The 24775-nt window shown below is 57.9% G+C and carries 22 protein-coding genes; 14 read left to right on the forward strand and 8 right to left on the reverse strand.

The genetic code is table 11. The features are described from left to right. Positions 1–5 precede the first annotated feature (5 nt). From OXR61_RS20780 to OXR61_RS20790, 3 genes are read left to right on the forward strand one after another with little or no spacing between them, the layout of a single operon-like run. Positions 6–1649: a GMC family oxidoreductase N-terminal domain-containing protein gene (locus tag OXR61_RS20780; protein WP_021509554.1), complete on the forward strand. Its 1644-nt coding sequence runs from the start codon at positions 6–8 to the stop codon at positions 1647–1649. After that, entirely contained in the window at positions 1642–2721 is a 1080-nt protein-coding gene (locus tag OXR61_RS20785; protein WP_021509555.1) for a M24 family metallopeptidase, read from the forward strand. Before OXR61_RS20780 ends, OXR61_RS20785 begins: the two co-directional genes overlap by 8 nt. A 10-nt stretch (positions 2722–2731) precedes the next feature. Then, positions 2732–3511 (forward strand): SDR family oxidoreductase, encoded by a 780-nt coding sequence (locus OXR61_RS20790; protein WP_021509556.1) that lies wholly within the window; start codon positions 2732–2734, stop codon positions 3509–3511. Between the two features lie 14 nt (positions 3512–3525). Here OXR61_RS20790 and OXR61_RS20795 read toward each other — a convergent pair whose 3' ends face one another. After that, on the reverse strand, positions 3526–4227 hold the full coding sequence (locus OXR61_RS20795; RefSeq protein ID WP_021509557.1) for an OBAP family protein: 702 nt from the start codon (positions 4225–4227) through the stop codon (positions 3526–3528). Positions 4228–4499: 272 nt separating this feature from the next. Between OXR61_RS20795 and gcvA the strand changes: the two genes are divergently transcribed. The 4 genes from gcvA (at position 4500) to OXR61_RS20815 (ending at position 7637) form a co-directional block, all read left to right on the forward strand. Next, positions 4500–5405, forward strand: coding sequence for a transcriptional regulator GcvA (gene gcvA / locus OXR61_RS20800; RefSeq protein ID WP_031280119.1), 906 nt, complete (start codon positions 4500–4502; stop codon positions 5403–5405). 75 nt (positions 5406–5480) lie between these two features. Next, positions 5481–6308, forward strand: a complete 828-nt coding sequence (locus OXR61_RS20805; RefSeq protein ID WP_021509559.1) for a DMT family transporter — start codon at positions 5481–5483, stop codon at positions 6306–6308. Positions 6309–6327: 19 nt separating this feature from the next. Beyond that, positions 6328–7218 (forward strand): oxidoreductase, encoded by an 891-nt coding sequence (locus OXR61_RS20810; protein ID WP_021509560.1) that lies wholly within the window; start codon positions 6328–6330, stop codon positions 7216–7218. A gap of 173 nt (positions 7219–7391) precedes the next feature. Further along, on the forward strand, positions 7392–7637 hold the full coding sequence (locus OXR61_RS20815) for a hypothetical protein (protein WP_021509561.1): 246 nt from the start codon (positions 7392–7394) through the stop codon (positions 7635–7637). Between the two features lie 2 nt (positions 7638–7639). Here OXR61_RS20815 and bdcA read toward each other — a convergent pair whose 3' ends face one another. Next, the gene (gene bdcA / locus OXR61_RS20820) at positions 7640–8353 is read right to left on the reverse strand and encodes an SDR family oxidoreductase (protein WP_021509562.1); all 714 of its coding nucleotides are present in this window, start codon (positions 8351–8353) and stop codon (positions 7640–7642) included. A gap of 88 nt (positions 8354–8441) precedes the next feature. Between bdcA and OXR61_RS20825 the strand changes: the two genes are divergently transcribed. After that, positions 8442–9017, forward strand: coding sequence for a TetR/AcrR family transcriptional regulator (locus OXR61_RS20825; protein WP_021509563.1), 576 nt, complete (start codon positions 8442–8444; stop codon positions 9015–9017). A gap of 39 nt (positions 9018–9056) precedes the next feature. Here the strand turns inward: OXR61_RS20825 and OXR61_RS20830 are convergent, their stop codons facing one another. From OXR61_RS20830 to OXR61_RS20845, 4 genes are all read right to left on the reverse strand, one after another. After that, positions 9057–9755, reverse strand: coding sequence for a GntR family transcriptional regulator (locus tag OXR61_RS20830; protein WP_021509564.1), 699 nt, complete (start codon positions 9753–9755; stop codon positions 9057–9059). A 126-nt stretch (positions 9756–9881) separates the two neighbouring features. Beyond that, entirely contained in the window at positions 9882–11075 is a 1194-nt protein-coding gene (locus OXR61_RS20835; RefSeq protein ID WP_267412531.1) for an enolase C-terminal domain-like protein, read from the reverse strand. A gap of 1 nt (position 11076) precedes the next feature. Then, positions 11077–12396, reverse strand: a complete 1320-nt coding sequence (locus tag OXR61_RS20840; protein WP_021509566.1) for an MFS transporter — start codon at positions 12394–12396, stop codon at positions 11077–11079. A gap of 230 nt (positions 12397–12626) precedes the next feature. Further along, complete coding sequence (locus OXR61_RS20845; protein ID WP_021509567.1) at positions 12627–13520, reverse strand: LysR family transcriptional regulator; 894 nt, start codon at positions 13518–13520, stop codon at positions 12627–12629. A 120-nt stretch (positions 13521–13640) separates the two neighbouring features. Here OXR61_RS20845 and OXR61_RS20850 point away from each other — a divergent pair, with 120 nt between their 5' ends. Further along, complete coding sequence (locus OXR61_RS20850; protein ID WP_021509568.1) at positions 13641–14180, forward strand: nuclear transport factor 2 family protein; 540 nt, start codon at positions 13641–13643, stop codon at positions 14178–14180. Here OXR61_RS20850 and OXR61_RS20855 read toward each other — a convergent pair. Beyond that, positions 14161–14379 carry a hypothetical protein gene (locus OXR61_RS20855; protein WP_127834821.1) on the reverse strand — a complete coding sequence of 73 codons (219 nt, stop codon included), beginning with the start codon at positions 14377–14379 and terminating at the stop codon, positions 14161–14163. The two genes, OXR61_RS20850 and OXR61_RS20855, sit on opposite strands and share 20 nt — an antisense overlap. Positions 14380–14664: 285 nt before the next feature. Between OXR61_RS20855 and proP the strand changes: the two genes are divergently transcribed. Together proP and OXR61_RS20865 are read left to right on the forward strand one after the other, a co-directional pair. Continuing rightward, on the forward strand, positions 14665–16098 hold the full coding sequence (gene proP / locus OXR61_RS20860; RefSeq protein ID WP_031280122.1) for a glycine betaine/L-proline transporter ProP: 1434 nt from the start codon (positions 14665–14667) through the stop codon (positions 16096–16098). 136 nt (positions 16099–16234) lie between these two features. After that, positions 16235–17518 (forward strand): MFS transporter, encoded by a 1284-nt coding sequence (locus tag OXR61_RS20865; protein ID WP_040679895.1) that lies wholly within the window; start codon positions 16235–16237, stop codon positions 17516–17518. 226 nt (positions 17519–17744) lie between these two features. On the opposite strand, the gene OXR61_RS20870 is transcribed toward OXR61_RS20865, so the two are convergent. Beyond that, positions 17745–17954, reverse strand: a complete 210-nt coding sequence (locus OXR61_RS20870; protein WP_021509571.1) for a CsbD family protein — start codon at positions 17952–17954, stop codon at positions 17745–17747. A 328-nt stretch (positions 17955–18282) separates the two neighbouring features. On the opposite strand from OXR61_RS20870, the gene treZ reads away from it, so the two are divergent. Genes treZ through glgX form a run of 3 tightly spaced genes read left to right on the forward strand, consistent with a single transcriptional unit; the run spans position 18283 to position 24694 of the window. Then, positions 18283–20067 carry a malto-oligosyltrehalose trehalohydrolase gene (treZ, locus tag OXR61_RS20875; RefSeq protein WP_031280123.1) on the forward strand — a complete coding sequence of 595 codons (1785 nt, stop codon included), beginning with the start codon at positions 18283–18285 and terminating at the stop codon, positions 20065–20067. Then, a complete protein-coding gene (gene treY / locus OXR61_RS20880; RefSeq protein WP_021509573.1) occupies positions 20064–22559 on the forward strand; it encodes a malto-oligosyltrehalose synthase in 2496 nt (831 codons plus the stop codon). The genes treZ and treY overlap by 4 nt, the downstream gene beginning before the upstream one ends. A 59-nt stretch (positions 22560–22618) precedes the next feature. Continuing rightward, positions 22619–24694, forward strand: a complete 2076-nt coding sequence (gene glgX, locus OXR61_RS20885) for a glycogen debranching protein GlgX (protein ID WP_021509574.1) — start codon at positions 22619–22621, stop codon at positions 24692–24694. Positions 24695–24775 lie beyond the last annotated feature (81 nt).

Consider the following 24775-nt stretch of genomic DNA (forward strand, 5'->3'; position numbering starts at 1 on the left):
GCGTTATGAAAGAGTACGATTACATTGTGGTGGGCGGCGGGAGCGCGGGCTGTATCGTTGCCGCGCGCCTGGTCAGCGAAGGAAATGCGCGCGTGCTGCTGCTGGAGGCCGGGCGCGACGAATACCATCCGGTGCTAAAAATGCCCGCCGGCTATATGAAGTTTCTCGCCAGCGACCGGTTTCTGACTATGCATCAAACCGAAGCGCAGCCGCAGCTCAACGGACGCGGCGTGATCGTGCCGCAGGCCAAAGTGCTGGGCGGCGGTTCGACTGTCAACGCCATGGTCTACATGCGCGGCCATAAACAGGATTACGCCGACTGGAACCGCGCGCTGGGCCATCAGGGCATCGACTGGTCGTGGGAGGCGCTGCTGCCGCACTTTACCGCCATCGAAGATAATGATCACCTCGGCGCACCCAATCACGGCGTCGGCGGCCCGATGAAGGTGTCGCATCTCGGCCACTTCAGTCCGCTGAGCCGCGCCTATGTCAAAACCCTGCAGGGGCTGGGTATTCCCTACACGGCGGATTTTAACAGCGGCAATCCGTCTGGCGTCGGCTTCATGCAGCACACCATTGACGGTCAGACACGGCAGCGCTGCAGCGTGGTCGATGCGTTTATCAACCCGCTGCGCCATGACGCACGGCTGACGCTGGTTACTGGTGCACAGGTTGAAGAGGTGCTGTTTGACGGCACCTGCGCCAGCGGCGTGCGCTATCGTCAGGATGGCCAGCCGCAACAGGCGCGCGCCAGCCGCGAAGTGATTCTGGCCGCCGGTGCCTACCAGACGCCAAAACTGCTGATGCTCTCCGGCATCGGTCCGCAGGAGCAGCTGAAACAGCATGGCATAGCCGTGCGCCATGCCTTGCCGGGCGTGGGTAAAAACCTGCAGGACCATTACGAAGTACCGGTGGTTGCCAGCACGCGCGGTGCGTTTGGCTACTACGGTCAGGATCGCGGCTGGCCGATGCTCAAAGCCGGACTGCAATATCTGCTGTTCAAAAGCGGCCCGGTGACCACCACCGGCGTGGAAACCTGCGCCTTTTTCGATCCGCTCGATTTCACGGCGACGCCCACCATTCAGATGTTCTGCGTGCCAACGGTATATCTCGATCGCGATGTAATGGGTGCCGATCCCGGTGACGGTGTCACGGTGAATTCTCTGCTGCTGCGCCCCAAAGCCACCGGTGAAGTCACGCTGCGCGATAACAACGCCAGTAGCCTGCCGGTGATCGATACGCAGATTTTCGGCCATCCGGACGATTTAGCCCGCACCCTCGCCGGCTTTCGCTTTGCACGTCAGGTGCTGGCCGCCGCGCCCATCCGTGAGATGGTCAATCAGGAGATTTTCCCTGGTGCAGAAGTCACCAGTGATGACGCGATTGGCGCCCACTGCCGGCGCATGGTAAAGACCGGCTATCACCCGGTCGGCACCTGTCGCATGGGCCACGATGACGATCCGCTGGCGGTGCTGCACGATGACCTGCGCGTGCGCGGCGTACAGCGGTTGCGCGTGGTGGATGCCTCGATGATGCCGAATATTATCAGCGGCAACACCAATGCGGTGGTGATGGCCGTGGCGCATCGCGCTGCGCAACTGGTTCTGCAGTCACAACTTGTCGAGCACAAGGAGGCCGTGTATGAGTGACAAACTGGCGCGCCTGCAACAGGCGCTGGCGCACTGGCAGCTGGATGCAGTATTGCTGACGCGCCGCGATAACATCGCCTGGCTGACCGACGGGGCCAGCTATTATGTGGTGGATCGCGCCGAGACCGGCGTTGCCAGCCTGCTTATCGGCCGCGACAGCGTGCTGCTGCTGGCACCGGACAATGAGCTACCGCGCATTCTGGCCGAAGAGCCGCTGCCGTTCAGCTGTGCGACCCGGCACTATCCGTGGTACCAGTCGCTGAGCAGCGTGCTGCCGGCGGGCAATATCGGCAGCGATACGCCCATGGCAGGATTGAGCGATATCCAGCCGCAGATGATCACGCTGCGCCAGGGGCTGAGCGCAGCGGAACAGCAGCGCTTTCGCACGCTGGGACAGGAGACAGCGCAGATTGTTGAAACGGTGGCGCGCCAGCTGCGCGCGGGCGTCAGCGAATGGCAGGTCGAAGCCGAGATTGCCGCCGGCTGTCTGGCGCGCGGCATTCGCCCGATGTGCACGCTGGTGGCCGCCGATGAGCGCATCGCCGCATTTAAACATCCGGTGCCGACGCGCAAAACGCTGCAGCGCATGATGCTGATCACCCTCGGTGCTGAACGGCACGGTTTGCATGTCAGCCTGACGCGCCTGGTGCATCTCGGCGAACCCGACGCGGCGCTGCGCCAGCGCATTCTGACGCTGGCGGAGATCCACGCCGATATGCTGTATGCCACTCAGGCGCAGCGCAGCTGGTCAGCGGTTTTTGCCGACATCACTCAGGCTTATCAACGCCACGGTCACGCTGAGGCGTGGCGCGATCATCATCAGGGCGGTCCGGCCGGCTATGGCTGCCGCGACTGGATTATTACCCCGGAGAGTCGCGGCGAGGTGCAGCCCGACACCGCCGTGGCGTGGAACCCGACGCTGAGCGGCGTGAAAAGCGAAGATACTTTTTTGCTCAGCCGCAGCGGGCTGGTGCCGCTCACACGCAGCGACAGCTGGCCGCTGATTCGCCTGCAGCGCGGTGATAATACCCTTGAGCTGGCCGACTGGCTGATTCTCCCGACATCCTCATAAGGAAGCGACTATGTCCCCACGTTTAGCCAATAAAACCGCCATCATTACCGGTGCCGGCAGCGGCATCGGCAGCGCCATCGCCACCCTGTTTGCGCGCGAAGGCGCCCGCCTGGCGCTGTTTGATCGCGACGCACACAGCAGCGAAGCGCTGGCGGCGCAGCTACAGCAGCAGTCCGGCCAGCGCTGTCTGGCCTGCGCAGCCGATGTCACGCAGCCTCAGCAGGTTAGCCGCGCGGTACAGCAGGCACAGCAGGCGCTGGGGGATATTGATATCCTGATCAACTGCGCTGGCGTAAACGTTTTTCGCGATCCGCTGAAGCTGGACGAGGATGACTGGCAGCGCTGCATGGACACCAATCTGAAAGGACCTTACAACCTGATACGCAGCGTCCTGCCGGCGATGCTGGCCCGTCAGTACGGCAACATCGTTAACGTTGCCTCGGTGCACGGGCACAAAATCATTCCCGGCGCGTTCCCTTATCCGGTGGCTAAACACGGGCTGATCGGCCTGACTCGTTCGCTGGGCGTGGAGTACGCCGCGCAGGGCATCCGCGTAAACAGTATTTCGCCCGGTTTGATCATGACGCCAGCCGCTGAAGCCTGGCTGGCGAGCTGTCCGGATCCGCAGGCCGAGCGCGCGCGTCAGGCGGCGCTGCTGCCGTGTAAACGCATCGGCGAGCCGGATGAAGTGGCCTACACCGCGCTGTTTCTCGCCAGCGACGAGGCGCGCTTTATCAATGCCACCGATATCCTGATCGACGGCGGCCGCAGCCAGATGTATCACGAGTAGAGCGGAAGCACCGGTTACGGATGCACGCGCCGGCAATGATCGGCACCCGCCGCCACCGGATGGGCGGCGATATCAGCGCGGTCAGTGCGGATTGTCGCAGTATCGACGTCAAAGCGCTTGTCGCGGTCAGCCAGCAGCGCCGGATTGAGCTGGCCGTCGGCGGTAAAGCCCATCATCAGCGTCGGCGCGCCCAGCGGCAGCGTTTTATCGCGGTCGGTATGCCAGGTGTGCCAGGTTTTTCCGTAGGTGTTGACAATTTTGCTCATCAGCGCGTGCTCCGCGGCCGGCGGCAGGCCAGGGGCAATCAGCGTACCGGATTTCACTTCATAGCGATGGCTGTGCCAGTACTGCTTTTCCTGCGCCGGCAGCTGCTTAAATAAACGTTCGCTGATGATATATTCCACGCCCATTAATTTGGCGTCTTTTTTGTTACCGTCATAAATAACCGCCTGCATCACATCGTCATTAAGAATGGTGACGTAGTGATGGGCCTCCATCTGTCCCTGCTGATTTCCGCAGTAATAATGAAAACCATCCAGATACGTATTGATCGCCTCAATCGGCGGCCGCGACTGCAACGCCGCCGCCCCGCTCTCCAGCAGCGCGGTTTTCCCCGCCTCCGGCGCACCAGGTGCCGTAACCGGCGAGGCACTGTTATTCGCGCCACAGCCGGATAATAACAATAACGCCAGCGCGCTAAATACACGGTTTCGCATTTCATCACCCCATTCTTTTATTGAGTGATAAACATAGTTAATCAGTGTCAGGACGCGAGCGCAGCGGGAACACTATCCGGCTGCGAATTAAAACCGCCACGCGGTAAATAACCAACCATTCAGCTGGCCGCCGATTCAGTGATGAATGTGTCGGCCACTGTCAGCAAAGTGACAGGCTGTGAGGCTAAACTGGAGGGTGGGTGAATAAGTTTCGTGAGCGAACAGACGATTCCGCTATCATGAGTGAACGCTCATAAAACAAGGCTGCACCGATGAGAGAGTTACCGCCTACCGCCATGCTGCGCGCGTTTGAAGTGGCAACGCGCCATCCGACCTTTACCGCCGCCGCGGAAGAGCTGTTTATCACCCAAAGCGCCGTCAGCCATCAGCTCAAAAACCTGGAAGAGATCTGGGGCGTACAGCTGTTTCAGCGCGGCAAAACGCTGAGTCTGACGCCGGCCGGTGCGGCGCTGGCACCGATTGTGCGCGAGTTTTTCAGTAATCTGGAAACCACCTTAGCCGACTTGCGCGAGCAGAAAGGCCGCGTGCGGCTGCGCGTAAATACCACTTATTCATTTGCGCTGAAGTGGCTGTTGCCGCGCCTGCCGGACCTGACGCGCCAGCACCCGGAAATTCTGGTAACGCTGGAAAGCACCGATGATGCGATTACCTTCTCGCGCCAGGATTCTGACGTGGCGATCCGCTTTGGCCATGGCAATTATCCGGCGCTGCACAGCGAATTTATGTTTCGTGAACAGCTGTTTCCGGTCGCCAGCCCGGCGCTGCTGCAGCGCTTCGGCACGCCGCAGGAACCGGCAGAACTGCTGCGCTACCCGCTGCTGATGCGTGATGGCGCCGATCTGGTGCCAAAGTGGGAGATCTGGTTTAAACAGGTCGGCCTGACGCTGGATGCCTTACAGGAGAGCGTACGTTTTGCCGACACCAATATGACGCTGGAAGCCGCGCTGCTGGGGCAAGGCGTGGCGCTGGCGCGCAGCGGTCACGTTGAAAAAGAGCTGCGCGACGGCAGCCTGGTGCGGCTGTTCAACGTCGCGTTTTCCTCGCCCGCCGCCTACTATTTCGTCTGTCCGCAGGGTATTGAAAGCCAGCCGCACATCGTTGATTTTCGACGCTGGCTGCTCGCCGAATCACGTCAGGCGCAGCAGGATTATCAGTGAAGTATGAGTATTTACTCATAGCGCAATGATAAATCTTCGCTTTCCAATCCTTTTGCGGCTGCATAGCATCAGCCTATGCCTGATTACATTATTGTCTTAACGCTGTGCGCCGCGCTGCTGCACGCCAGTTGGAACACTTTACTGCGCGGCGGATCCGATCGCCTGTGGTCAATGACCATTATGTGCGTGGCGATCGCGCTGGTGTGTGCGCTCAGTACGCTGTTTCTGCCGCTGCCGGCGCGCGCCAGCTGGAAATATGCGCTGCTTTCGGCGCTGCTGCACGTCGGCTATAACCTGTGCCTGGTGCGCAGCTACCAGAGCGGCGATCTCGGCCAGACCTATCCGATTGCGCGCGGATCGTCGCCGCTGCTGGTGACCTGCGCCGCCGCGCTGTTTGCCGGCGAGCACATCGCCTTTACTACGCTGTGCGGCATTGTGCTGGTGTCCGCTGGCATTGTGTCGCTGGCGCTGCGCGGCGGCAAACTGGCGCTGCCGGGCCTGCGCTACACGCTGGCGACCGGTGCCTTTATCGCCGCGTACAGCGTGGTGGACGGCATGGGCGTGCGCGTTGCCGGCAATGCGTTTGCGTATACCGCGTGGATGTGCAGCTTGTGGGGCATATTAATGCCGGCGGTCTACATCGCGCTGCGCGACAGCAAAAGCCTGCTGCAGTGGCGACCGGGCGTGCTGAGCGCCGCGGCGGGTGGCCTGGTTTCGCTGCTGGCCTACGGCATCATCATTTACGCCATGACGGCAGCGCCGATGGGCGCGGTGTCGGCGCTGCGTGAAACCAGCGTTCTGTTTGCCGCCGTGCTGGGCGCGCTGTTTCTCGGTGAAGCATTAACGGTAAGAAAAATGCTGGCGTGCGTGGTGATTGCACTCGGCACGCTGATGATCGGTTAAGCGATGAGGAGATGGCAGTATGTCTGAACGTTGTAAAATCGCCCTGCTGGGCCCCGGTGCAATTGGTACCACCGTCGCGGCGGTACTGCATGAAGCCGGGCGCACCCCGCTGCTGTGCGGCCGCACGGCCCATGCCCAGTTAACGCTGCGCCACGATGCGGGCGAAATCAGCGTGCCTGGTCCGGTATTGCATGATGTCTCGCACGTGACACAACGCTGCGATTTGCTGTTCGTGGCGGTTAAAACCACCCAGGTCGCGGACAGCGCCGCGTGGCTGGCCACCCTGTGTGATGAAAAAACCGTGGTGTGCGCGCTGCAAAATGGCGTCGAGCAGCAGAGCCAGCTGGCGCCTTACGTCAACGGCGCCACGGTATTACCTTCGGTGGTGTGGTTTCCGGCGCAGCGCGAGCCGGATGCGTCAGTCTGGCTGCGCGCTCAGCCTCGCCTGACCTTGCCGGATGTGCCGCAGGCCGCGCGCGTAGTGGATGCGCTACGCGATACGCGCTGTGAGGTGGCACTGGCCGCGGATTTTCTCTCCATCGCCTGGCGCAAGCTGTTACAAAATGCCGTCGCCGGTTTGATGGTGCTGGCCAACCGTCGCGCCGGCATGTTTAGCCGCGGCGATATCACGCAGCTGGGATTAGCCTATTTACAGGAGTGCCTGACGGTGGCACGCGCGGCCGGCGCGGTGCTCGACGACAGCGTGCCGCAGGAAATTATTGATGGCTTTCATCGCGCGCCGCCCGATCTGAGCACCTCGATCCTCGCCGATCGCCAGGCCAACCGCCCGCTGGAGTGGGATACCCGCAATGGTGTGGTACAGCGCTATGGCCGTCAGCATGCTATTGCTACGCCGATTAGCGATGTCGTGGTGCCGCTGCTGGCAGCGGGCAGCGAAGGGCCGGGCTGATAAAATAGGTTGCCTGACGCGCGGGGAGAAACAGCTATGCTGCGAATTGTTTATACAACGGCCAGGTTTTGATCGCGGCGCAATGTGTTGCGCGATAAATAGGATGCGATGTTGAGCTGATTTAAACCATCGCCTTCCCGGCATAATCACGATGACGGCAACAGGACGCACTTATGACAGGTTACGTTTTTTACCGCAAACAACAGGTTATCGCCACGCTGGAACGATCGGATGTGGAACGTGCCCGGTTGCTGATGGCGGACGGTTACAGCAAGATGGATGAAGAAATTAATGCAGCCAGCGCACAGGCGGCGCTGCGGCGGCTGGCTGATATTCGCCATGAAGAGCACATGACCGAACACGCTTTTGCCACCGGTTCGGTATTCAGCGCGGTGGTCAGCGCCCTGTTCAGACACTGACGTTATGCGCCAAACGCCCCATCAATGGTGTGCATGGCGCCGGTGACGAAACCGGCTTCGGGTCCTGCCAGCCACGCCACCATGCCAGCCACCTCTTCAGAACGGCCATGGCGTTTAATGGCCATGAAGCTGTGCATCAGATCTTTCATCGGACCATTTTCCGGATTGGCATCGGTATCAATCGGGCCCGGTTGCACCACGTTGATAGTGATGCCGCGCGGGCCGAAATCCCGCGCCAGGCCGCGCGCCAGCCCCTGTAAAGCGGATTTACTTAGCGCATAAGACGCCATACCGGGAATCGGCATGCGGTCGCCATTGACCGAACCGATGATGATGATGCGGCCGCCGGCTGGCATCTGTCGGGCGGCTTCAACCGCAGCATGATACGGCGCGTGAATGTTAATGCGGAACAGGCGATCGACCGCGTCCGGATCCTGTTCCAGCGCATCGCCAAACAGGGCGATGCCAGCATTAACCACCAGCACATCCAACGGTCCACTGTCGCGCACGGTGGCAATCACCGCATCGCGCTCTGAGCTGTCGGTATGAACGGCAGCCGAACCGGTTTCGTGCGCCAGTTTTTCGGCGGCCTCGGGCGAACCGGAGAAGGTGAAGGTCACGCTGGCACCCTCATCAGCAAAGCGACGCACAATAGCCGCACCAATACCGCGACTGCCGCCCAGAACCAGAACCTGCTTATCTTTAAATACGCTCATTTGCATCTCCACGTGTGATTTCTTAGTATGCATTACAAAATGAGCCCGAATTAATGTCAATGCGATTTTGTAGCGAGCACTATAAAATATGAAATCACCTGGTCGTCCCCGTAACTTTGACCCCGAACACGCCGTAGCGGTCGCGCAGGGGTTATTTCATGCCAAAGGTTATGACGCCGTCAGCGTCGCCGATGTCACTGACGCGCTGGGCATCAATCCGCCGAGCTTTTACAGCGCCTTCGGTAATAAGGCCGGATTGTATGCCCGCGTTCTCGATCGCTACGCCGCTACCGGCTCGATTCCTCTGGCTGAGATACTGCGCGACGACCGCCCGGTGGCCGAAGCCCTGGATGCATTACTGAAAGCGGCGGCGCTGCATTATGCCCGGGATGAGGTGTGTGCGGGTTGTCTGGTGCTGGAAGGGATTCGCTGTCAGGATCAGCACGCGCGTGAGGCGGCCAGGGTGTTTCATCGCGCCGCTGAGGATACCATCCGGCGCTATATCGCGGCCCGCTACCCACAGGACGCACCGCGCCTGACCGATTTTGTCAGTACCGTGATGTCCGGACTTTCTGCCAGAGCGCGTCAGGGCCACAGCGTTGAGCAACTGCTGGCCAGCGCGGAGCTGGCGGGTCTGGCGGTGGTTGCAGCGCTTGAGGCGTGACCGCTTTTCAGCGATGTTCTGACTGCGAAGTGATGCCGGTTAACTGGCTGAGTCGGTGTCCGCCACCGACCGCTGGAACATGCGCATAATGCCGCCAAGATGCCAGTGCAGAAGTTCCAGCGCCTGTTCATCCTCGTAATTAGTTAACCGCGCCACAATCGCCTCATGATCGTTTTGCGAACCCTGAAACTCATCCGGCGTGCGCGTCAGGTGATTGAGAAAGGCACGAATGCGGTTGATGCTGGTTTTGTAAAAACCGACCAGCTCACTATTCTGGCTGGCTTCAACCAGTGCCATATGAAACGCCGCATCGGTTTCGCGGTAGGTCTCCGGCGCGTTTTGTAATGCATCGCGTCCACGCGTCAGCTGTTCGTTCAGGCGCGCGATCAGCGCCTGACGATCGTGTTGCAGCGCCAGCTTTAATGCGCCTGATTCCAGAATCTGCCGCATCTCACAGGTTTCGCGCATCTCCCGCTCATTGAACGAAAACACAAAAGTGCCGCGCTGCGGGATAATCTGCACCAGACGCTCCATCTCCAGCTTTTGCAGCGCCGCTCTTACCGGCGTCCGGCTCACGTTAAGCTGGGTGGCAATATCGTTCTCGGAAATTAATGCACCGGGTGCAATCTGGCAGTTCACGATCAGGTCACGAATATGATCGGCCAGAATGCTGCTCAATGACTGCGGGCGGAGGATGTTTTTCGATGACCAGTCAATGATGAGTTTATCGGCGGGCATAGCGTGGCGAGCGTCCTTTAAACAGCGAGCATTTAGGGGGTCAGAATGACGATGGGCACTGTGTTTTGTAGTATACAAGAGACAGATCCCCCAAACAATAACGGGCCTGTTTGAGGGAACGTTGGGTTATGAGGTGAACAAGTATGTCTGCTGCTGGATATGCGCTGGATTAAGTGCCATGCCCATGCCGGGTCCCTGCGGTACCGGGATTAACCCGTTCTGCGGCACCAGCGGATCGCGCAGGAAGTACTGATGAATATCGTTCCATTTCACCAGATACTCCTGATAAGGCGTGTGGATTGGCGATTGCGTGGTGCTGAAATGGGCCGTTGCGATGCTGGAATGACCGTGCGGGATCACCTGCAGATCGTACAGGGTGGCGATAGCGGCAATTTTTAGCGTTTCTGAAAGCCCACCGCACCAGTAAATATCAGGCTGAATCACATCCAGCGCCCCGGATTCAAAGAAGCGTTTGAAGCCCCAGCGCGTGTACTCATGTTCGCCTCCCGCCATCGGGATGGACAGTTTATCTTTGAGTCGTTGCATACTGCTGATTCTGTCGGCCATCACGCACTCTTCCAGCCAGCGCGGGCGATACGGCTCAATGCCCTTCGCCAGTTCAAGCAGATACGTCACATCCATCGACTGCCAGCAATCAAACATCAGATCGTAATCATCCCCCACGGCTTCGCGCAGCGTTTTTGCCAGTTCGATGTTTTTCTTCAGCCCTTCCCTGCCGCTCATCGGGCCGTGGCGGAAAAACCATTTTTGTCCGCGATATCCCAGCGCCTTATACTCCAGCGCCCGCTCGTGCACCCGCGCCATATCCTGCACCGCAAAGCCCAGCATCGATGCGTACGCCGGAATTTCTTCCCGTAACGAACCGCCCAGCAGGCGAAACACCGGTTGCTGCATCCATTTGGCACGCAAATCCCACAAGGCACAATCCACCGCGCTGATCGCCAGCATGCCATCGCCCTGACGCCCATGAATCTGCACCCGGTACATCTGATCCCATAAACGCTCGGTGTCGCGCGGATCCTGCCCCAGCAACAACGGCCGCAACTGGCCGTGAATGATTGATGCAACGGCATGCGGCACCGGCCCTGCCAGCCCGTCCACGCCCTCATCCGAAACGATCTCAAGAAACACAGTGGTAATGGCAAAACCGTCTTCCAGCTGAACGCCACCGTCATGATTATTCACGGTACGAAACTGCGCATAGACATCGGTGGGACGCGCGAGACGCTCCTCCCAGAAATCGCCCTCTCCCGGCATCACGCCTTTCACCTGAAGTAACCGGACATCAATAATCTTCATACTACTGCCCCTCACGTTGTTCATTGCTGGCCTGGTAAGCCGGTAAACGCTGACGACGGAAGATGATGCTCAGGGTAATGATCGAGAGCATCGCCATCGCCGCCAGCCAGTAAAATCCGCCGTTATAACTGCCGCTGCGGTCGCGTATCACGCCGATGACCCACGGATTCACCACACTGGCAATACTGCCCAGCGCATTGATCAGGGCGAGGCCACCCGCCACCACGGACGCCGGGATAAACTGCGCGGGCAATCCCCAAAACACCGGCATCGCGCCGAAAAAGCCAAATGCCGAACAGCACAAAAACATCATTTTCACCAGCGAGTTATCGAACCACGCGACGCATAACAGCCCGACAAAGGAGAAGATCAGCGCCAGATAGTTGGCCAGCAGTCGCGACCCGGGGCGATCGGCTATGCGTCCCAGCACCAGCATGCCGGCCAGACCAAATACGTAAGGGATGATGGTGATGAACCCGGTCTGAACATGACTTAAGCCGGTTTCGCTGATGATCAGCGGCAGGAAGGTGCTCACCGCACCGTTGAGGTTCGCCAGTCCGTAATAGGTGAGGCTGAACAACAACACCAGCGGGCTGAACAGCGCTTTCAGCAGACCGCCGTGGCCGCGCGACGGCAGTTTTTGCCGCTCAGCAGCCAGCGTTGTCACCAGCCAGTGCTGCTCATCTGCGCTGAGGAAGCGGGCATCTTCCGGCCGATCGGGCAAAGCAAAGGGGACGATCAATCCCAGCACAATCGCCGGAATAGCCTCAAGCAGAAACATCAGCTGCCAGCCGCGTAGCCCCAGCCATCCGTGCAGCTCTAACAACAGGCTGGAAACCGGTGTGCCGATAATCAGCGCAATCGGAATGCCGGTCATAAACGAGGCGATAATGCGTCCGCGCCACGCCACCGGAAACCACAGGGTGAGATAAAACACGATGCCGGGGAAGAAACCGGCTTCAGCGGCACCCAGCAGCGCGCGCATCACATAGAGGCTATTTTCACTCCACACAAACATATGCGCACCGGAGATGATGCCCCAGGTCACCATAATGCGGGCGATCCACCAGCGCGCGCCTACCCTTTCCATCAGCAGATTGGAGGGCAGTTCAAGGATGGCGTAAGGCAGGAAAAACAGACCGGCGGCGAGGCCAAAACTGGCGGCGCTGATGCCGAGATCGGCATTCATGGTGAGGGCGGCCACGCCGATATTGGCGCGATCGATCACCGCAATCACGTAGCAGCCAATCAGGAGCGGAATCAGTCGCCACGACAGTTTACGGATCACCCGCTTTTCAATTTCAGTATCTGTACTTTGCATGGTCTTTCCCGATGTTGGTGTCATGGATAAAAAATGCACTTGTATACAAGTTCTGTTGTATACATCCGTTGACCACTCTTCAATGGCCTGAGTACGGAAATGAGATATGAAACGTTTCAGCGTGAAGCCGCTGGTAAACGTTTATAAGAGGATTGAGCCGGGCGAAGATGAGCCAAAAACGTGGTGATTAATCGAAGTGAACAGAGTGCGCTGGCACACTCCGGGCAGGGTTATTTTATGCGCAGCCATTGTATGAACGCGCGCATGGCAGGTGACATGGCTTTACCTGCTATCCAGCAAAGTGAATAACCCGGGAATTCCATCTCCCAGGGTTGCAGAAGGCGACAAAGCTTGCCGGCGGCCAGCGATGCACTGACCCGTTCCGCCGTTAACTGAGCAATCCCTGCGCCAGCAATAGCGGCCTGCCGCTGCCTTTCGCGATCGTCTACCACCAGATTTCCATGCACGGGAATATCAAAAATTTTCCCCTCATTTAAAAACTGCCAGGGCTCTACCCTGCTACTTCCCGGCCAGCGCCAGCCGATGCAATTGTGATTGAGCAGATCTTCCGGGACTTCAACCGCACCATGCTTTGCCAGATATGCTGGCGCAGCGACCACAATCTGATGGAGCGGCTTGCCTAATGGAATAGCAACAAATCCCGGTTCCAGCACCTCGCCTAAGCGCAGTGATAAATCATAGCCGCCGCGGCTCAGATCGACCGGCGCATCGCTGGTTGTGATATCCAGCTGCACGTTGGGATAATCAGTAAGAAACCCGGCAATATTGTGATCAAGAAACATTTCAGCCCCCGATCGAAAAGCATGAACGCGAATCAGCCCCTTAATATCCTGGCTTCTGGCGTGTGCCTGCTGCAGGGTCTCATGCAGATTAGTCATAATGGGTGCAGTCTGAAGAAACAGGGACTTGCCATCATCGGTAAGATATACCGCCCGGGTGGTCCGGTTCAGCAAACGTTGCCCGAGTTGTGCTTCCAGCGCGGTGATTTGCTGACTGACGGCTGACGCAGATACCCCTAATATTTCCGCAGCGGCTCTGAAATTCAGTTGCTGAGCAACCACGACAAAAGCCCGTAAAGCCAGATACTCCGCGCTGTTAATCATTATTGATGTCCTTTATTAATTGCCACTTAACACACCATTAAGATACAGGAACTTCACGCCTGTAAGTATCTCGTTATAATCACTCAAATCATAATTAATAAATAATATCAGGAGCACTTTATGCTGCAGGAAAACCTTGAATTAGCGCAGAGATTACAAATTATCGAAGACAAACTGGCTATTTATGAATTGATTGCGTCACATCCCCCCAGCGCAGATACTGCAATGGCGGAATATACATTATCGGTTTATCTGGAAAAGAGTGAATTCAATCGCGGCCCTCATCTTGATGGCGCGGAGGGTGCAGAGGCGATAGCCGCCTTTATTTTGCGGCCTGAGCATGAGGAAGCACTGGCTAGCGGATTAGCGCATTTTACCGGATTACCCCTGATTGATCTGCGCGGAGACAGCGCGGTAGTGACCTCTTATTTACAGTTAATTTATCTGGATGATAAAGGCGAATCACGTATGCTGGCCAATCACGGCAGCTCTCCTGGCTATCGCATACACCGTGTTGTCGTGAATCGCTGGGAGTTAAAACGCATTGCGGGCCAATGGAAAATTCATCGCAGGACGTTGATTCCTGTGGACGGTAGCGGTTTATCACGCGCATTGCTTTCCCAGGGGCTGAAAGATGTATTCAGCCGGCAATCACGATAATTAACGTGACAAGACATTCATTGAGCCAGACCACGATATGCAGCGACGTCATGAATGACAATCCGCTACGAGACTGGCGGCGCAGGTTGGTGTCCAGCATGGCAACAGTCTGGCTATTCCTTTCAGCCAAATCCTTTGGTGATGTACTTGCCAGTAACGTATGAAATTTATCAAAGTCGACATTCTTATCCTGTAGCAATGCAGCATATTTCCCTATAAATCATCGTCTCACCAAAGAATATCATGTGCAGAATGCTATCAGCTTTAAGCATCAGCATAATGGGTTATTTCAGCCGCTGCGCCTTTTGACAGTCTCATACTCTAACGCTACGCTTAATTGCAAGGATATATGTCGCAAACTTGCGTAAAGATAAAATATTTCCTAAGGTGACCGCCTTTCAGCCTCTTATAGCTTTCATTTCCCTTTGTGAAGTGCCGGCTGCGAAAGCTATAAGATCGCTCCAATTTTACTCATGGGGAGTTTATGAGCACCGGAACGATGACCAATAAACCTGATTTGACCGTTGACGATATTACCGTCATTGACAACAAATTATTGAAACGCGCCGTCAGCGCCGCAGCGCTGGGTAATACCATGGAGTGGTTTGATTTCGGCGTTTATAGTTACCTTGCCGTGATTATCGGCCAGGTATTTTTCCCGGACGCCAGTAATACTGCGCAGCTTATTGCGTCGTTTGGTACTTTTGCGGCCGCGTTTTTAGTGCGCCCGATTGGCGGCATGGTATTTGGTCCACTCGGCGATCGCTTTGGCCGGCAGAAAGTGCTGGCCTTCACCATGATTATGATGTCGATTGGCACCTTCTGTATTGGCCTGATTCCCAGCTATGCCAGTATCGGTATTGCCGCGCCGATCCTGCTGTTGCTGGCGCGTCTGGTGCAGGGCTTTTCCACCGGCGGTGAATATGGCGGTGCCGCCACCTTTATTGCGGAATACTCCACCGACAAACGCCGCGGCTTTATGGGCAGCTTCCTGGAGTTTGGTACGCTCGCCGGTTATCTGCTGGGCGCCAGCCTGGTGACAGGTATGATTGCGCTGCTGCCGCATCAGGCGATGATGGACTGGGGCTGGCGCATTCCGTTCTTCCTGGCCGCGCCGCTGGGGCTGTTTGGCCTATATATCCGCCTGAAGCTGGAAGAGACACCCGCGTTTAAAGAGCACATGGATAAGCGTGAAGAGGCCGAACATAACAAGCCGCAGCTCACGCTGTGGCAAATGCTGCGCACGCAGAGTAAGCCGCTATTGAAGTGTATTGGTCTGGTGCTGCTGTTTAACGTGTCTAATTATATGCTGACCGCCTATATGCCAAGTTATTTAACCGGCATTCTGGGGCTGAGCGAAATATCCGGTCTGCTGCTGGTGATGGTAGTGATGTTTATCATGATGCCACTGACCCTAATGTGGGGCCATTTTACCGACCGCATCGGCCGTAAACCGGTGATTGGTTTCGGCGCACTGGGATTATTAGTGCTGGCGATCCCGGCGTTCATGCTGATTGGTTCTGGCAACATGCTATGGGTATTTGCCGGTCTGGCCGTGCTGGGCTTACTGCATACCTGCTTTAGCGGCACCATGCCAGCAACATTACCGGCACTGTTTGTCACCGATATTCGTTACAGCGCGCTGGCTATCGGCTTTAATTTGTCAGTCTCGCTGTTCGGTGGTACCACACCGTTAATTACCGCATGGCTGGTCGACACCACGCACAATACCATGATGCCGGCGTATTACATGATGGGTGCCGGCGTGATTGGTTTGTTAACGGTATTGACGCTGAGTGAGACAGCACGTAAGCCACTGAAAGGTTCATCCCCTGCGGTGGCAACTAAAGCCGAGGCGCATAAACTGATTGATAAACTGCGTAAACAGCGCAGCCGTAAAAAACAGCAGCCAGCATAATCCTCGCTGATATTCACATCAGGTGCGCTCAATGCGCACCTTTTTTTGTGCCCTGCGTCAGACTTATAGCTCAGATAATCGCCCCGGGCTGCGGTAGACTGACCCTCTCTGACTGTTTTTTACTCATTAAGGGATAATGATGTCATCTGCAGAAGCTCCCGCCGTTAATCAAAAGCGCGTACTGATTGCCGGATCCGTCGGCAATTTTATCGAGTGGTATGAATTCGCCGTGTACGGTTTCATGGCCACGCTGATCGCTAAACATTTCTTCCAGCTCGAAGGAGAAAGCGCCCTCACCAGCCTGATCCTCACCTATGCGGCCTTTGCGGTGGCGTTCTTTTTTCGCCCGTTAGGGGCGGTGCTGTTTGGCCGCTTGGGCGATCGCTATGGCCGTAAACCGGTGCTGATCGCGGTGCTGGTATTGATGACGCTGGCCACCGTCGCCATCGGTCTGGTCCCGGTTTATGCCAGCATTGGCGTGGCTGCGCCGCTGCTGATTACACTGCTACGCATTTTGCAGGGACTGTTTGCCGGCGGAGAATACGGCGGCGCGGTCTCGCTGATGACCGAATCGGCGCCGCCCGGCAAGCGCGGATTTTATGGCGCGTGGCAGTCGCTGACGGTGGCGCTCGGACTGCTGGCGGGCGCGGGCGTGGTGGCAGTACTGCCGCTGCTGCTGGGAGACGCCGCCATGAACGCCTGGGGCTGGCGCATTCCCTTCCTGCTGGCGTTGCCGCTCGGCGCGGTGGCGCTGTGGCTGCGCAGCGGACTCGACGAATCACCGCAGTTCAGCCAGACACCGGCGGCACCACAACAGCAGGCGTCGCTGGGTGTCACGCTGCGCGCTATCGTGCTGGGCATTGGCCGGTTAATGGTATGGTCGGCCGCCGGTTATACCTACCTGGTGATCATGCCTACCTATCTGCAGGCCGCGCTGCATACCGGTTTTAACCAGGCGCTGCTGATTGCAGTGATCTCTAACCTTGGCTTTGCCGCCACCATCCTGCCGGCCGGCATACTCAGCGATCGCTATGGCCGCCGCACATTAATGCTGCTGGCGACGTTTTTGCTGCTGGTGCTGGCTTTCCCGCTGCTGAAAGTTTTGCAGCATCCGGAGAGCGGTATGGCGATCAAAGCGATGGTGGTATTTATCGCCGGTGCGCTGGTGGGCATGCTGGCCGGACCGGGACCGGCAATGCTGGCCGAGATGTTCCCGACCCGCGTGCGTTACACCGGGCTGGGGCTGGCCTATTCGCTCTCCAACGCGCTGTTTTCCGGCTGCGCGGGTCTGATCATTACCGGCCTGATGAAGCAAACCGGCAACGCCGACATTCCCGCCTGGTATGTGATGGCCACCGCCGTAGTGAGTTTTGTCGCGCTGCTTTCGCTCAATAAGGACGATCACCGCAGACCCCTTTGAGAAAAAGCGTTTGTGCAGGTAAGCACCTATCATTGGTCGCCATCAATGGCGACCCTACAGGGGCCGAAAAATTTTTTTTACAGGAGTGATGAATACATAGGCATATATATGTCTAAAACAACATAGAAAATAAATCAAGACATGCCTGATATTTTATCCAGCTCAAAAACAGTGCCATTATAAATAACAAAACCCCGGCACATCAGTGTACCGGGGATAACCAACACTACCAGTTAAATTTATTACTATCTTCCCACTCTTTGACTTCCTTCTCTGCTTGATCTTTACCGTAGCCGTAGCGCTCCTGAATGCGGCCGACTAATTGATCGCGTTTCCCTTCGGCTACGTCTAAATCGTCATCTGTAAGCTGGCCCCATTTCTCTTTCACTTTTCCTTTGAACTGCTTCCAGTTTCCGCTGATACGATCTTCGTTCATCAGTGTTCTCCTCATTTAGGTGACAGTGCCGCCTGGCATTATTTCGCGCAGCGGTTAACTGCGCAGAGATAAGCGTAGCCTATGACTGAGATTAAAAGGTGCTTAAGCGAACAAATCGGAAAATTTACGTAACGGTACTGTTTAAAGCGCAGCGGGAATTAAATCTGAAAATATAGGCTATGATTTTTCAGGGTACTCAGTGATTTATCTGCGTACCCGTTTGCTACCAGGGCATTTAGTCTTTTGTATTCAGAGAGTAAATGGTTTTAAGGAACGCGAATCGCTTGATGTCGTCCATTCCCCGTGCGGGGCTTAACGAGGCAATAGAATGGAATCCACAACGTTGGAAAAATCCTGGGGTGCTGAAATCCTTGCTGACGGCAGCGTGCGGTTTCGCCTTTGGGCACCCGGTCAGCAGCAAATTACCCTTCACGCCGATGGTCAGCAGCATGCCATGCAGCCGCAGCAGGATGGCTGGTTCAGCCTGACGCTGCGCGGGCCTGGTCACGGCAGCGCATATCACTACGAGCTGGCCGATGGCAGCACGGTGCCCGATCCGGCCGCGCGGGCACAACGCGCCGATGTCAACGGCCCTTCTCTGGTTATCGACCCTCACCATTACGACTGGCAACAGCGCGACTGGCAGGGACGGCCCTGGCATGAAACGGTGGTCTACGAGCTGCACATCGGCACCTTTACCGCCGAAGGCACCTTCCGCGCGGCTATCGAAAAACTCCCCGCGCTGGCCGACCTCGGTATCACTATGATCGAAGTGCTGCCGGTGTCGCAGTTTGGCGGCACGCGCGGCTGGGGCTATGACGGCGTTCTGCTGTATGCGCCGCACGCGGCGTATGGCTCACCGGATGATTTCAAAGCCTTTGTCGATGCCGCGCACGCATTGGGACTGTCGGTGGTGCTGGATATTGTGCTCAACCACTTTGGTCCGGAAGGCAATTACCTGCCGCTACTGGCACCGGCCTTTTTCCACGAAGAGCGCATGACGCCGTGGGGCGCCGGGATTGCGTACGATGTCGACGCCGCGCGGCGTTATATCGTCGAAGCGCCGCTCTACTGGCTGAAGGAGTTTAACCTCGACGGCCTGCGCTTCGATGCCATCGACCAGATTGAGGATACGTCCAGCAAGCATGTGCTGATTGAGATTGCCGAACGCATTCGCAGCGAAATCCACTCCCGCCCGATCCATCTCACCACTGAAGACAGCCGCAACGTGATCTTCCTGCATCCGCGCGATGCGGACGGTAACGCGCCACTGTTCAGCGGTGAATGGAACGACGATTTTCATAATGCCATTCATGTCTTTGCCACCGGCGAGACGCATGCGTATTACCAGGATTTCGCCGACGTACCGGAGAAATTAATCGCGCGCATTCTCACGGAGGGCTTTGCTTATCAGGGCGAGCTGTCGCCACAGAGTGGCCAGCGGCGCGGCGTACCCAGCGCAGGCCAGCCGCCGGTCGCGTTTGTCGATTTCATCCAGAACCACGATCAGGTGGGCAATCGCGCCCAGGGCGAACGCCTGATTAGCCTGGCCGGTGTCGATCGCACCAAAGTGCTGCTCGCCACCCTGCTACTGTCACCGCATATTCCGCTGCTGTTTATGGGCGAAGAGTACGGTGAAACCAACCCGTTCCTGTTCTTTACCGATTTCCACGGCGATCTGGCGAAAGCGGTGCGTGAAGGACGGGCGCGCGAATTTACCGGTCACGCCGGTCATGACGATACGGTACCGGATCCCAATGCTGAAGAGACCTTCACGCGTTCGAAACTGGACTGGCGCAAAGTGGAAAATCCCGCAGGCCAGGCGTGGCTGACGCTCACGCGCCAGCTACTGGCGTTGCGCCAGCAGCACATCGTGCCGCTGCTGCCGGATGCACGCCAGCACAACGGCCAGGTGCTGCGCACCGCACCGGGCTTTGTCGCCGTTAGCTGGCAGTTCCCGCAGGGCCAGCTGTCACTGGCGCTGAATATTGGACAGCAGAGCCAGCCGCTGCCCGCTATGCCCGGCGAGACGCTCTTTGCGTGGCCACAGGAAAGCGGCGAACTGCCGCAGCACTCTCTCATCGTGCGTCTGGCAAAAGGAGCAGCGCAATGAGCATTCCAACCGCGACTTACCGCATCCAGTTCCGTAACGGCATGACCTTTGACCGCGCAGCGCAGCTGGTGCCCTATCTGCAGCAACTGGGCATCAGCCATCTCTATGCCTCGCCGATCTTTACCGCCACGCGCGACTCGACGCACGGCTATGACGTCACCGATGCCAATGAGATTGACCCGGCGATTGGCGGACGCGCCGGTTTTGACCGCCTCAGCGCGGCGCTGCAGCAGGCCGGGATTGGCCTGATCCTCGATATTGTGCCTAACCACATGGCGGCGTCGCTGGAAAATGCCTGGTGGCGCGATGTGATTGAACACGGGGAAGCCAGCCGCTACGCGCGCTACTTTGATATCGACTGGTCGCGCAGGCTGACGCTGCCGTTCCTTGGCGATGATTTTGACCGCGTGCTGGCCAATGATGAACTCAGTATCAAGGCCGATCCGCACAGCGGCAATCCGGCGCTGGTCTATTACGACAGTTACTACCCGCTGACGCCCGCCAGCTGGCAGCAGCGTAAAGACGAGGTGCTGGCGCTGCGCGATCGCGCGGCCATCGCGGAACTGCATGCGCAACAGCCGTGGCAGCTAATGAACTGGCGTGAGGCGCGCAGCGCGCTCTCCTACCGCCGCTTCTTTGAAATTACCGGGCTGGTCGGCGTGCGCGTCGAAGATGAAGAGGTGTTCGCGGCTTCGCATCGCCTGATTCTTGAACTGGTACACAGCGGTGTGGTGAGCGGGCTGCGCGTCGATCACGTTGACGGGCTGGCCGATCCGCTCGGCTATCTGCAACAGCTGCGTCAGGCCGCGGGCGACGCGTGCTATATCACGGTGGAGAAGATTCTCGCAGACGGTGAGCAACTGCCCGCCGACTGGCCGGTGTCCGGCACCACCGGTTACGAGTTTATCGCCGCGCTGTCGCATGCGCTGATTGATGATAATCAGATCGATATGCTGCATCTGGCCTATGAAGCGGTATCCGCTGAACGTAACGACGTGGCGGCTGGCCTGCGTGCGGCACGTGAACTGATGGTCGATCGTAACTTTGCCGGGGAATTCAGCCGCCTGCTGGCGCTGGCTACCGAGGCAGCCGATCTGGTGCATCGCAACTTCAGTGAGGCTGAGCTGCACGTGGCGCTGCGCGAGCTGCTGATCGCCTTCCCGGTGTATCGCACCTACGGCCGGAAAGCCGGTATGCCGCTGGAAGGCGAAGCGTTGCTATTACAGGTGCTGGAGCAGGTTAAACACAGCGCCTCGCCTGCGGCGCTGAGCTTTTTGCAGGCATTACTGCTGGGGGCGATCACTGAACAGGGCGAGCAGGATGCGGCGGAATTTCGCGCCCGCTTCCAGCAGCTGACCGGCCCGCTGATGGCGAAATCGGTCGAAGACACGCTGTTTTTCCGCAATCACGTGGCGCTGGCGATCAACGAAGTGGGTGCCGAACCGCTGCCGCATGCGTTTTCGCTTGAACGCTTTCATCGCGAAATGCAAACCCGCCTGCAGCACCAGCCGGATGGGCTGTCGGGTACCTCCACGCACGATACCAAACGCGGTGAGGATGCACGTGCACGGCTGTATACCCTGAGTGAAGCGCCGGCGCTGTGGGCGGAGAATGTGACGCGCTGGCGCCAGATGAATCAGCCGCACGTGGTCGCGCTGGCGGACGGCCCGGCGCCCGAACCGCCGGTAGAGTGGATGCTGTACCAGGCGCTTGCCGGCGTCTGGCCCACCACGCTGCAGCCGGAGGACACGGCGGCATTGGACGCGCTGCGCGATCGCTTTTTGCCGTTTGTGGAAAAAGCCCTGCGCGAAGCGAAGTTACGCACCGACTGGGCGGACAGCAATGAAGCTTATGAAAATGCCGTGCTGGAGTACGCCCGCCAGCTGCTGTCACCCACCAATCCGGCGTTTCTGCAGGACTTCAGCCACGCACTGCAGCCGTTCATCCGGGCCGGACTGGTTAACAGCCTGAGCCAGACGGTGATCAAACTGACCGCGCCGGGCGTGCCAGATATCTATCAGGGCTGCGAAGCGCTGGATTTCAGCCTGGTCGATCCGGATAACCGACGCGAGCCGGATTTCGCTCAGCTGACGGCGCAGCTGGATGTCCACGCCGCGCCGGACTTCGCCAGCCAGCAGGACTGGCTGAGCGGTCGGCTGAAACAGCAGATGGTTGCGCGCCTGTTGCATCTGCGCCGCGACCATCCGTCGCTGTTCCGCTTTGGTGATTATCAGCCGCTGAGCGCATCGGGTGAACACGCAGAAAAAGTGATCGCCTTTGCCCGTCAGGACAGCGACTACGCGCTGCTGGTGATTACGCCACGGCTGATTTTCAATGGTGCACAGTGGAATCACACCCGACTGGCACTGCCGGAATCGCTGGCGCATCGCCACTATCGCAATGTGCTGACCGGTGAAACCGTAGTGATTAATGACGATATTACGCTGGACAATGTGAGCTATAGCGCGCCGCTGGTGCTGATTAGCCAGTAGCGTCCCCGATAAACCTGTTGTTTTACATGACTATCTATTCACTGGATGGAGAGGATTGAATGTCTAACGGTAAACCTATGGAAATCACCGCCGGATCGGGGCACCAGCTTGGCGCCAATTATGATGGCGCAGGCGTCAACTTTGCGCTGTTCTCAGCACACGCGGAACGGGTCGAACTCTGTCTGTACGATGAGAGCGGCCAGCACGAAATTGCCCGCTTCGATCTGCCGGAATATACCCACGAAATCTGGCACGGCTACGTGCCCGGGCTGAAACCCGGCGCGCTATATGGCTATCGCGTTCACGGACCGTTCGATCCGGAAAACGGTCACCGTTTTAACCCGAGTAAATTACTGATTGATCCTTACGCCCGCGAACTGCAGGGCAACATCGACTGGAACGAAGCGCACTTCGCTTACGATTTATTGCACGAAGATAAAGATCTGACGCTGGATACCCGTGACAGCGCGCCGTTTACCCCCAAGTGTCGGGTAATTGATACCAATGAGTTTGACTGGCAGGACCATAACCGCCCCAGCATTCCGTGGTCCAGCACGGTGATTTATGAAACCCACGTCAAAGGTTTCACCCAGCTTAATCCGGCGATTCCGGCAGAGATGCGCGGCACCTATGACGGCATGAGCCACAAATCTACCGTCGATTACATCAAAAGCCTTGGCGTGACCTCAGTGGAATTGCTGCCGGTGCACTGGTTCCCGGACGATCAGCATCTGCTGGATCGCGGACTGAAAAACTTCTGGGGCTATAACTCGCTGGCCTTTTTCGCGCCAGCCAGCCGCTATTTTGGCCCGCGCGGTATTCAGGGCTTTCGCGACATGGTGCGCGCTTTCCACGATGCCGGCATCGAAGTGATTCTCGACGTAGTTTATAACCACACTGCAGAAGGCAACGAACTGGGGCCGACGCTGTCGTTTAAAGGCATTGATAACTTCTCCTATTACCGCACGCTGCCGGATCAGCACCGTTATTACATCAACGATACCGGCACTGGCAACACGGTGAATACCTCCCATCCGCGCGTGCTGCAGCTGGTGACGGATTCGCTGCGCTACTGGGCAGAATCGATGCATATCGACGGTTTTCGCTTCGACCTCGGCACTATTCTCGGCCGCGAGCCGGAAGGGTTCGATCAGCGCGGCGGCTTCTTTGATGCCATGACGCAGGATCCGGTGTTGTCAAAGCTGAAGCTGATCGGCGAACCCTGGGACATCGGCCCTGGTGGCTATCAGGTGGGTGGTTTCCCGCCCGGTTGGGCTGAGTGGAACGACAAATATCGCGACACGGTGCGTGAGTACTGGAAAGGCGACAACGTCTCAACCGACTTTGCCGCGCGCCTGCTTGGTTCCGGCGATCTGTACGATCAACGCGGCCGCCGCCCGTGGGCCAGCGTCAATTTTATCACCGCGCACGATGGCTTTACGCTGAACGATCTGGTCTCGTACAACGACAAGCACAACGATGCCAACGGGGAAGATAACAACGACGGCCATAACGATAACCGTTCATACAACTACGGTGCCGAAGGCCCCACCGACGACGAAGGCATCAACGCGGTGCGCGAGCGGCAGAAGCGTAACTTCCTCGCCACGCTGTTTTTCTCTCACGGCACACCGATGCTGCTGGCGGGCGATGAGTTTGGCCGCAGCCAGATGGGCAACAACAACGGCTATTGTCAGGACAGCGAGATTTCCTGGCTGCACTGGGAAGATCTGCCGGCTTCCGCTGATGCGTTACGCGATTTCACCCGTCAAATCATCGCACTGCGCGCGCAGCAGCCGCTGCTGCGACGTGAAAGCTGGCGCGACGGCATGGAGATCAAATGGTTTAACGCCGGCGGCGGTTTTCAGCAGGCGGAACAGTGGGACGAGGGCTCGACGCTCGGCGTGTACATTGGGCGTCCGGATCTGCAAACCGAAGAGGGTATCTGGCACGATGTGCTGATGCTGTTCAATCCGTTTGAAGGCAATGTGCCGTTCCGCATCCCGCAGTTTGGTGAAGGCGGCTGGGTGCTGGAGCTGACCACCTCCGACAGCGCCAGTAAGGGATTGGTGATTACCAAAGAGAAGGATTTTGAGCTGGAGGGTCGCAGCCTGGCGCTGTTCCGCCGGCCGTGAATTAAGCGCGGGGTGCCGGTTTCCAGGTGCGCATGAATGCGCACCCTGCGGAAACAACGGGACATGCACTCCCTGTTTCCA

Origin of the sequence: Pantoea sp. GM_Pan_4, assembly GCF_026541005.1 — a bacterium.
GTDB classification, from domain to species: Bacteria; Pseudomonadota; Gammaproteobacteria; order Enterobacterales; family Enterobacteriaceae; genus Pantoea; species Pantoea dispersa.

Excerpts from the sequence above, each read along its gene's own strand:
- OXR61_RS20815 (WP_021509561.1), top strand. The coding sequence starts at position 7,392 with ATGACAGGTTACGTTTTTTACCGCAAACAACAGGTTATCGCCACGCTG.
- treY (WP_021509573.1), top strand. The coding sequence starts at position 20,064 with ATGAGCATTCCAACCGCGACTTACCGCATCCAGTTCCGTAACGGCATG.
- proP (WP_031280122.1), top strand. The coding sequence starts at position 14,665 with ATGAGCACCGGAACGATGACCAATAAACCTGATTTGACCGTTGACGAT.
- bdcA (WP_021509562.1), bottom strand. The coding sequence starts at position 8,353 with ATGAGCGTATTTAAAGATAAGCAGGTTCTGGTTCTGGGCGGCAGTCGC.
- OXR61_RS20830 (WP_021509564.1), bottom strand. The coding sequence starts at position 9,755 with ATGCCCGCCGATAAACTCATCATTGACTGGTCATCGAAAAACATCCTC.
- OXR61_RS20850 (WP_021509568.1), top strand. The coding sequence starts at position 13,641 with ATGCTGCAGGAAAACCTTGAATTAGCGCAGAGATTACAAATTATCGAA.
- OXR61_RS20865 (WP_040679895.1), top strand. The coding sequence starts at position 16,235 with ATGATGTCATCTGCAGAAGCTCCCGCCGTTAATCAAAAGCGCGTACTG.
- OXR61_RS20805 (WP_021509559.1), top strand. The coding sequence starts at position 5,481 with ATGCCTGATTACATTATTGTCTTAACGCTGTGCGCCGCGCTGCTGCAC.
- OXR61_RS20845 (WP_021509567.1), bottom strand. The coding sequence starts at position 13,520 with ATGATTAACAGCGCGGAGTATCTGGCTTTACGGGCTTTTGTCGTGGTT.
- OXR61_RS20825 (WP_021509563.1), top strand. The coding sequence starts at position 8,442 with ATGAAATCACCTGGTCGTCCCCGTAACTTTGACCCCGAACACGCCGTA.
- treZ (WP_031280123.1), top strand. The coding sequence starts at position 18,283 with ATGGAATCCACAACGTTGGAAAAATCCTGGGGTGCTGAAATCCTTGCT.
- OXR61_RS20870 (WP_021509571.1), bottom strand. The coding sequence starts at position 17,954 with ATGAACGAAGATCGTATCAGCGGAAACTGGAAGCAGTTCAAAGGAAAA.
- OXR61_RS20785 (WP_021509555.1), top strand. The coding sequence starts at position 1,642 with ATGAGTGACAAACTGGCGCGCCTGCAACAGGCGCTGGCGCACTGGCAG.
- OXR61_RS20795 (WP_021509557.1), bottom strand. The coding sequence starts at position 4,227 with ATGCGAAACCGTGTATTTAGCGCGCTGGCGTTATTGTTATTATCCGGC.
- OXR61_RS20835 (WP_267412531.1), bottom strand. The coding sequence starts at position 11,075 with ATGAAGATTATTGATGTCCGGTTACTTCAGGTGAAAGGCGTGATGCCG.
- OXR61_RS20780 (WP_021509554.1), top strand. The coding sequence starts at position 6 with ATGAAAGAGTACGATTACATTGTGGTGGGCGGCGGGAGCGCGGGCTGT.
- OXR61_RS20790 (WP_021509556.1), top strand. The coding sequence starts at position 2,732 with ATGTCCCCACGTTTAGCCAATAAAACCGCCATCATTACCGGTGCCGGC.
- gcvA (WP_031280119.1), top strand. The coding sequence starts at position 4,500 with ATGAGAGAGTTACCGCCTACCGCCATGCTGCGCGCGTTTGAAGTGGCA.
- OXR61_RS20810 (WP_021509560.1), top strand. The coding sequence starts at position 6,328 with ATGTCTGAACGTTGTAAAATCGCCCTGCTGGGCCCCGGTGCAATTGGT.
- OXR61_RS20840 (WP_021509566.1), bottom strand. The coding sequence starts at position 12,396 with ATGCAAAGTACAGATACTGAAATTGAAAAGCGGGTGATCCGTAAACTG.
- glgX (WP_021509574.1), top strand. The coding sequence starts at position 22,619 with ATGTCTAACGGTAAACCTATGGAAATCACCGCCGGATCGGGGCACCAG.